4 protein-coding genes, 3 tRNA genes and 2 rRNA genes are annotated in these 3,885 nt (G+C 47.2%); all 9 read right to left on the bottom strand.

The features are described 5' to 3' along the window. Positions 1-98 (bottom strand): GTP-binding protein (locus tag QMA35_RS20950; protein WP_281648559.1); only part of this gene is annotated, 98 nt, incomplete at its 3' end. 88 nt (positions 99-186) lie between these two features. Beyond that, positions 187-262: transfer RNA gene (locus QMA35_RS20955), tRNA-Thr, on the bottom strand. 13 nt (positions 263-275) lie between these two features. Beyond that, positions 276-349: transfer RNA gene (locus tag QMA35_RS20960), tRNA-Gly, on the bottom strand. 85 nt (positions 350-434) lie between these two features. Then, positions 435-518 (bottom strand) — tRNA-Tyr (locus QMA35_RS20965). 161 nt (positions 519-679) lie between these two features. Next, positions 680-1,402 carry an SPOR domain-containing protein gene (locus QMA35_RS20970; protein WP_281649091.1) on the bottom strand — a complete coding sequence of 241 codons (723 nt, stop codon included), beginning with the start codon at positions 1,400-1,402 and terminating at the stop codon, positions 680-682. A gap of 5 nt (positions 1,403-1,407) precedes the next feature. Beyond that, a complete protein-coding gene (locus tag QMA35_RS20975) occupies positions 1,408-2,151 on the bottom strand; it encodes a type III pantothenate kinase (protein WP_281649092.1) in 744 nt (247 codons plus the stop codon). Further along, positions 2,148-3,104: a bifunctional biotin--[acetyl-CoA-carboxylase] ligase/biotin operon repressor BirA gene (gene birA / locus QMA35_RS20980; protein WP_281649093.1), complete on the bottom strand. Its 957-nt coding sequence runs from the start codon at positions 3,102-3,104 to the stop codon at positions 2,148-2,150. The genes QMA35_RS20975 and birA overlap by 4 nt, the downstream gene beginning before the upstream one ends. A gap of 519 nt (positions 3,105-3,623) precedes the next feature. Continuing rightward, positions 3,624-3,739: ribosomal RNA gene (gene rrf, locus QMA35_RS20985) — 5S ribosomal RNA — on the bottom strand. Positions 3,740-3,786: 47 nt separating this feature from the next. Then, positions 3,787-3,885 (bottom strand): 5S ribosomal RNA (gene rrf, locus QMA35_RS20990); the annotation flags it as partial.

Below are 3,885 nucleotides of genomic sequence, written 5' to 3' on the forward strand. Positions count from 1 at the left end.
GTCAGCGCTGCAGTCAGAGTTGTTTTACCATGGTCAACGTGACCGATGGTGCCGACGTTTACGTGCGGCTTCGTACGTTCAAACTTTTCCTTAGCCATTACGCTCTCCGCTTCAAGGCTTTCAAGATCTGCGCAATACGCGCACATACGCAAACAGGGCAGACGCAAAACGTCTACCCCGAAATTATGGAGCTCTTAACCGGATTTGAACCGGTGACCTCATCCTTACCAAGGATGCGCTCTACCAACTGAGCTATAAGAGCCGCACTAAGAAGTTGGAGCGGGTAGCGGGAATCGAACCCGCATCATCAGCTTGGAAGGCTGAGGTTCTACCGTTGAACTATACCCGCTTACAAACCCTTTCATATTGAGCAGAAAACAAGCAAGCTCAAAGTGGGCCGCTCTTCAAGACTACAGCACTGAGCCTTGGAAAGATGGTGGTGGGGGCTGGATTCGAACCAGCGAAGCTTTCGCGTCAGATTTACAGTCTGATCCCTTTGGCCGCTCGGGAACCCCACCTAATTTTCGCTGCCATTTTATCTTGAGACTTTTTGATGTCAAGTGAAGATTCCCTTCTCTTTTCAAACGCTTAGATGATTTATCAGCCTTCATAAAAAGCTTCGTTAGTCATCTGTCGCTTGCGACATCACCTCATCAGCGAGAGGCGCATTCTATTGAAACTATTCAGGGGTTGCAACACCGGTGTCACACAAATTGTCGTGTTTCTCGGCAAACCCATATCTTTCCTGAATAGAGCTCCATAGCGCGTTGCTGAGCAATTCCCGATCAGCCTTTCTAATTTCCACCCAATATTCAAAACGATAGCGAGCCAACTCTTTCATTTCAACGTTGTAACCATTCGCAAGCTGACGATCACGTAATTGAACAGCCAATTTCTCTCTCGTAAATAAACCAAGAGAAATGCCATTGGTTAACTCACCTTCCGTAATAATAAAGCTATCAATTTTATTTGCCTGCAGTTCTTTTAGTTTACGTATAGCTGCACTTCGATTTGGAAGTGTTGGAATATAAACCCAGTAATCAGGCGCTGTTGGAACTTTCACCTGGCGAATCTCGCTACCAATTGATGCGGCCATTAGTCTTTGCTGAACCTGGCCTGCAGTATCACGAGCCCGGAATGCACCTATCTGGGTACAAAGCGATGTTTGAACCCTGAGTGAGGATCCATCACCTCCCCCCACAATTCGAACAACTCTTTTTGCACTTCCTGCAGCTACAGCCTCCGAAAGCAACTGTATTGATTCTGCATCTTCATACGCCCCCCCTCCTGAAGAACTTTCTGAAACCACAGATGCAGGCTGCTCCCCACTAAACACCAGCCTGTAAGCAAAGTAGCCAACATTCAATACAACCAGTGCAGCGAACAACCAACGCATCTTCATTCTACTTATAAGTCCTCGGCGGGTAAGGCAATTGCCAACCCATCAAATACCAATTCCGGGCGATAATCCACTGGGATCCCCAAGTTTTCTGCCAACAAAGCGGCATCACCACCACATAAAATCACACAAATATCACCATCAAAGCGCTCAAATTCCCTTTCGACAAACGCTGCAGCCATGCTTAGGGCACCATTCTGTATTGCCTGTATACTAGGAAAGGCAGGCATACGACGGAACTCTGGCACCTCCGGCATAACCAGCAAGTCCGTCGATTCCGTCATAGCCCTCAACATAGTACTTAAACCTGGGCAAATAAAACCTCCCTGAAAAACGCCGTCGGCACCAACAATATCCAGCGTCAGCGCTGTACCTGCATCAACAATCATTACCGCCCGACTTGGATACAACCCTTTTGCAGCCAGCATAGCCAGCCAACGATCAAGCCCCAAACGTAAAGGATCAACTTCGTTAACAATTACCCCCCCTATACCAGATGCCGGGTCCGGCAACCGAGGCTGAACAGAAAAGGCACCGAGAACCTTCTGACAAACCTCATCAACTACTTCTCGAGAACGTACGGAAGACAAGCGGCATACATCGACAACACTATCACCAACAAACTTGTGGAGTGCTTCCACCATGACTTCTGCAGGCTGATTAATTACCGCGCCATACTTTGGCTCCTGCCCACTCATCTGCCAGCGCCACTTGAGCCTTGTATTGCCCGCATCGATATCAAGAGTATTCATAATTCTCGAAGAGAAATTTCCCCCCCGGCATAAGATGATGTTCCAGCATCATTTTTTATTAAAACTGCACCAGAGTCATTAACACCCACCGAAATACCTGCAATTGTATTAGCCCCTATATATAAAACCACAGGCCGCCCAGCAAAAGCATCGTATTGAGACCATTGCTCCCGATACGGAGCAAACCCATAACCCTGAAACGTTGAGAGCATACTGGACAGGTTGGCAATCAGGCGCCCGGCAATTTTATTTTTACTGATACTCATTCCAGCCGCTGTTTTCACATCCGTTACCGGCTGATCTATCTTCTTTTTCTGCTCTGGCCCAAGCACCAGATTAATACCAACACCTATAACCACTTCACAGGAGCCAGTGGGGTCACCACTAATCTCCAGCAGCACTCCTGCTAGTTTACGACCATCCATTAAAACATCATTTGGCCACTTTAGCGTCAACCCAGAGACACCGGAAGATTCCAGAGTTTTCAGCACAGTCAGACCAACTGCAAGACTTAACCCTTCCATTGCAGCCAAACCACTCTCAACATTCCACAGCATCGAAAAATAGAGAGAAGCCCCAAACGGACTTTGCCAAACCCTCCCTCTGCGGCCGCGACCTCCACTCTGATACTCTGCCATACACACGCGCCAACGGGCATCACCCTCAATGGAACGAACATCATCGTTTGTAGAAGACGTCAGCATGCGAAGATCTATAGCTACGTCATCTTTAATTTTGTCAGGTATTTCTTTATCTATTCTTGAGCGATCTAATAGCTCCACACCACTTGGAAGACGGTAACCCTTCCCTCGAACCGCATCCAACTCCAGCCCCAAATCAGAGAGAGCCTTCAGTTTTTTCCATACAGCAGCACGACTCACCCCCAATGCAGAGCCAAGCTCTTCTCCAGAGTGAAAACGTCCATCCCCAAGCAGCCTGATTAGATTTTCCATACAGCGACATCTACACCTATCGAGTGCCAGATAATATAGTGACTACTTCAGAGAAAACAGCAATGAATGAGAATTGCCCGAGCCCTGAAATAACAAGAAGAAACCAGCCAAATCAAACGAAGGCAGATATCACAGCTATGATGAAGAATTCCTACGAAGATATTTTATGGTTTTGGTTTGGAGAGCAAGTAGAAGGCTACCCAATAGAGGACAAGAGTGCACTCTGAAAAACTCGAAAACCAACAACTGTGCATTGATATGTTCGAACTAGATTCTCGAAAGTAGGCAGGAAGAGGCTGGGCACTCAATCTGGTTCACTAATGACCACAAAGATTTGATCATGCGCTTTGGCCGACTCCCACACCGAAACAAAGTACTTGGCAGAGAAAACACCTCGGAAGAACAGGCTTATCTTGATGCCGACGCAAACTCTTATGGCCAATAAACCCAACAGGGGAAAATAATTTGAAATAATTAAAAAGACCCTGAACGCATAGCGTTCAGGGCCTTTAATTTAAAGCTTGACGGTGACCTACTCTCACATGGGGAAACCCCACACTACCATCGGCGATACATCGTTTCACTGCTGAGTTCGGGATGGGATCAGGTGGTTCCAATGTTCTTTTGCCGTCAAGCAAAACCACTGAATAAAAGACAACTGATCTTCTATTCGAAATTTAAAGCCTGGCGATGACCTACTCTCACATGGGGAAGCCCCACACTACCATCGGCGATGCTTCGTTTCACTGCTGAGTTCGGGATGGGATCAGGTGGTTCCAAA

Source organism: Parendozoicomonas sp. Alg238-R29, assembly GCF_947331445.1.
GTDB lineage: Bacteria > Pseudomonadota > Gammaproteobacteria > Pseudomonadales > Endozoicomonadaceae > Sansalvadorimonas.

Bases quoted from the DNA above. Each gene is read 5' to 3' on its own strand.
- QMA35_RS20970 (WP_281649091.1), bottom strand. From the start codon at position 1,402: ATGAAGATGCGTTGGTTGTTCGCTGCACTGGTTGTATTGAATGTTGGC.
- birA (WP_281649093.1), bottom strand. From the start codon at position 3,104: ATGGAAAATCTAATCAGGCTGCTTGGGGATGGACGTTTTCACTCTGGA.
- QMA35_RS20975 (WP_281649092.1), bottom strand. From the start codon at position 2,151: ATGAATACTCTTGATATCGATGCGGGCAATACAAGGCTCAAGTGGCGC.